The sequence below is a fragment of the Okeania sp. SIO2B9 genome, assembly GCF_010672505.1.
Classification (GTDB): Bacteria; Cyanobacteriota; Cyanobacteriia; order Cyanobacteriales; family Microcoleaceae; genus Okeania; species Okeania hirsuta.
In genome coordinates, this window is sequence record NZ_JAAHGK010000650.1 from 1 (window position 1) to 4,280 (window position 4,280).

General features: G+C 39.0%; 3 protein-coding genes and 1 pseudogene. 1 reads left to right on the plus strand and 3 read right to left on the minus strand.

What is annotated here, in order from left to right:
• Nucleotides 1-2 precede the first annotated feature (2 nt).
• The gene (locus F6K13_RS20865) at nt 3-137 is read right to left on the minus strand and encodes a hypothetical protein (RefSeq protein ID WP_282433638.1); all 135 of its coding nucleotides are present in this window, start codon (nt 135-137) and stop codon (nt 3-5) included.
• A gap of 547 nt (nt 138-684) precedes the next feature.
• Nucleotides 685-2,088 carry a carotenoid oxygenase family protein gene (locus F6K13_RS20870; protein WP_124144592.1) on the minus strand — a complete coding sequence of 468 codons (1,404 nt, stop codon included), beginning with the start codon at nt 2,086-2,088 and terminating at the stop codon, nt 685-687.
• Between the two features lie 1,232 nt (nt 2,089-3,320).
• Here F6K13_RS20870 and F6K13_RS20875 point away from each other — a divergent pair.
• Nucleotides 3,321-3,449 (plus strand): hypothetical protein, encoded by a 129-nt coding sequence (locus F6K13_RS20875; RefSeq protein ID WP_275670348.1) that lies wholly within the window; start codon nt 3,321-3,323, stop codon nt 3,447-3,449.
• Nucleotides 3,450-3,857: 408 nt separating this feature from the next.
• Here the strand turns inward: F6K13_RS20875 and F6K13_RS20880 are convergent.
• Nucleotides 3,858-4,280 (minus strand): annotated as a pseudogene (locus F6K13_RS20880) (hypothetical protein); the annotation flags it as partial.

The following is a 4,280-nucleotide window of genomic DNA, read 5'->3' on the forward strand; positions in this document are numbered from 1 at the left end:
CGTCAACGGGGGTGTTCACGCATTACATGGGGATTCTCACCCCAAGTAATTTTCCTCCTGTCTCCAGTATAGCTGTCTCCTGTCTCCTTCAAAAATATCAAATCATTCGTCACTGTGCAACGCCAAATTTTGGGCAACAGGCAAAAGGGAGAAATTGATCGGGGAACGCATTTTTATTATCGCTAATTAATGAGACTTGATATAAGCCCTAATTAGGGTTTGCTGAAAAAGTCTTTCTTCAGGAGTAGGGGATAGGGGAGCGAGGGAGTAGGGGAGAATTGTTTTGCCCAACTCAGCAGCAAAAATGTACTCCTTTTTGAGAATGAAGAGCTGAAAACCAGGTACTTTTTCAAGACCTAAAAAGGCTAAAACCTTTATTTGTAAATGCTTTTAGATTTAATCAGCAAGCCCTAATTAGAAGCAGAAGTCAGGAGTCAGGAGTTGGGAGTTGGGAAAAACGGAGAATTATTGAGTGGAGAGGACGTATGTAGGGGGAGACAGGGAGGCGCACAGATAGATGGACGGAGGTTTTCTCTAATGAATAGAGCGAGTAGATTGAATTAATTACTCAATTATCCAATCTCCGCGTCCCCATGTCACCGCTCCTCCCTGTCAAATCTTAAAAACTTACCCTTGTAAGACTCCCCCACTCCCTCACTCCCCTACTCCCCACTGCCTTACTCCTCAACAAACCCTATTTATCAACTGCATCTCAGATATCCAAGTACCATGAAAACCATAAGGAACTCTCTGAGGTAACATCACCCGCGCCACAGGATCTTCTCTCATATTCTGAGCATCTATTACCAATAACTCAGAACATTTATCTTTCTCATCATACACAAACGTTAGTAACCAACCATCATCCTCATCAATAGCACCTATTCTCGGCGCAAATGTTACAGAACCCCCGTAACGTTGTTCCTGAAAATCATGGGTTATTGACCTACCAGTATAAAAATCATACTTAATAATCCCATCAAACAAAGGTTGCAGTGAAGCCATCCTAGAAGTGTAAACATAACGCATCTCTCGTCCGACAAAGCGATGATTAACAGAAGGAAACTCCGATGGTCTTTTATCTAACATTCCCTCTCTTACTGCGCCAGTTTTGAGATTAAATGCCCAACCATACATTCGAGGAATATTCTCATCAGGATCTCTATCTCTAAAGTTACTAGCATAGGAATGAGTAGAACTCATCCGACAACCATACAGTATTACCTCATCCCCATCTTCATAAGCATTCAAAATATGATTGATATAGCAAGGATGAGCTTCAAACCATCGAATATCTTCATTATTCCCATACCGAGGCAAAATACCAAACCGACTTGGCACTCCCTTCTCAAAAATCCAACCAGGTAAACCTTGCTCTACTCGTTCTGGACGGAATCTCAATGGTAAATCTATCAAAATTGTATAATTTTTTGTAATGGCAAAGTCATGTGGTCCGCTGGGCACGGGTATATTAATAGGTACTATTTGTAGCAACTCACCATTACTAGAAATCAAACCATACTTTAAATAAGGGGGCGCATCAAGAGCGTAACCAAAAAATATTAATTCTCCAGTCATAGGATCGACTTTCGGATGAGAAGTGAAAGTAGAATCCAAGTAACCATCGCACAAATATGGACCAATTGTTTCTAAACTAGGAACTTCAACTGCGTAAGGCAACCCTGCTTCCCAAAAAGTTAATAATTTGCCATTGTGATAACTAACACTACTGTTAGATACATTTTTATACGGCCCGTAAGGATTACAAACTTGAGGCGGTTCTAATCTTCCACTCCAGACCGCATAACCCAAGTCTCGTTCAACTTCAAATCCTCCTGTCCGCACATAACGATTCTTATATTCTGCCTTACCACCACTAATTCTCACTCCATGCAGCATTCCATCACCATCCATCCAGTCATATTTACCTAGAGGGGTAAATTGAGGGTTAGGGCCATTACGAACATACATTCCTGACAAATCTCTAGGAAGTTCGCCTTTGATTTCTAAGTTGTCAACAGTAATTTCTTCGCTCACTGGGGCAAAGTTGCCCATCAGATAAGAATTAAACCTTGTAGTTGTGGTCATAATCTATTGCTCCTGTGGAAAAAATAAACTTGAAGGAATAGGGAAAAAGGAAAAAGGTTGACTAATTCTTTTGACCGCCCGTAGCTTCTTCCATAAGCACAATCTTGAGAGATCAAGGGTTAAATCCCCTACTTCTTAAAGTGACTTACATTCAGTGGGGTCAAATCCCTGACTAAATGCTTCCGACTTCTGTCCTAATTCCTTCCTTATGATTTTTTTAACCTTCTACTAACAGCTTATGACCACTTTTCAATTATGTATAGTGTTATAATAAAAAATTTTTAATAAAAATCATGTATAGCAGTTCCCATTTGAGGTACACGCATTCGTTTGTTGCTCTGGAGTAGGGAGTAGTAGGGACGTTGCATACAACCTTTCTACAAAGCAGTAATTCGGGAATACAGAGGATAGAAAAGAAGAAAAACAACTGTATTTCACGCTTTTTGAGAAACGCCATATCTTAATTTTTCTAGAAAATTTACTACATAACTGTGGTTTTGCTTTTTTTCACTCGCAAGGGGTATTTAAATACCATTTCTCAACAACTTTTCTACATTTTGTTGAGCAGGGGAGTAGGGGAGTGGGGGAGTAGGAGAGAAGTAAAAAGTAAGAATAATTAACATTAACTAGGCTATTTTTAGCAAAAAAGTGATTATACCTGTTTTGATTAATTAATAACTGAAGTATTACCCAAGTATAGCTTTACTTTTAGGAACTGGTATAAATGACTAAAATTCATCAAAAAAAAGAATCTCCTATTTTTGGTTCAACTAAACCATAAAGCCATAAATATTTAAACAATCATTGATATCAACTAATGAGTTTAACTTCACAAGCAGTAATAACTTTATCCGTGATAGTTTTAATCCAATTCTAGTTTTTCTCTCTTATCTTGATAGAAATCGGGGTCATTTCAATTAGTCTCCTATGGTCGGAACTGCGGACTTCAGTACCTCTAGCTGTTTGCGCAGCATTCTGTAGGAAAGTATTGGGATTGAAATCTGGAATATTCTCTTTTTCTTGGTCGATTTGATATGGCACAGGTTTCCTCGTCATCCTACCCTACGAGAATATCCGAATATCGACCGCTTTTTATTCCCTTAAAAGGGGAGGCGGATACCCACAATTTTTCGGTAATAGATTGGGGTTAAGAGCAAACTTAATAGCTGGTACTTATAATTACGATTTAGCTAATTAAGTAAAAAAAAATCTATTAAATTTCTAATTAGGGTTTGCTGAAAAAGTCTTTTTGCTGGGGTAGGAGACAACCCACCCCTCGCCCCTCCCCCTCCCAGGAGGGGAGAAATGGGAATGTAGAGGAGGTAGGAGCTAAGTTTTGTCTCTCAATTTTTCTGCCATAATCATCCCAAAATACTAGCATGCATGAGCTTTTTCCACCGAAAAGCTGGTACTTTTTTCAACTCTAAAACGCTAAAACCAACATCATATCATGTCCGGTAGCATCGGTATTGTATAGCAAAGGTAAGGAAGAAGGAAGAAGGAAGAGGAAATAAGAGGGAGGAAGGCTATTGAGCAAGAAAAAAATCTAAATTTCCTGTAGATATTCATCCTTGGGTTTACACAAACGATTGCGTTCGGACATGATATCAGTCAATACTTTTATAATTAATCAGCAAACCCTAATTAGTTGAGCTGTTAATCATTAGCTGATTTTTTAAGTATGCCGATTTTTAATGATTTGACTAGGGAGCGATCGCTCAAGATCAATGATTAAAATGTAAATACACTTGGCATAAATTTGTTACTATTCAAAACTCTTCTATTTTTGACCATTTTCTTTCTGTAGTCCAATGCCTATCTGATGATTGATATATTTTTACTTCTTTAATACCAGCATCTTTAACTATTTTCTCTACTTCAACAATAGTCAGAGCAGCTTGCAAAGAATCTCTAAATAACTTTCGTTGATGTTGATTACAATCTCTAGCATATTTGTCTACAAGTTCCTCTTTTAATTCTGGAGTTTCTGGACGAAGTAAGTCTCGTTTGACATCCTCCCGACGCTGCACTTGCGTGACAGCGCGGGATTCCTTAACATCACTGCTAGGGGCTTTCTGTTTCATAGCACCCGCCCTCCGAGACTTGCTCCCTTCGGGCCTTACGGTCGCTCCACAGACTGACACTGCCTGCCCGGCAGCCAAAATATTTATACTAGCGTTGATATCTCTATC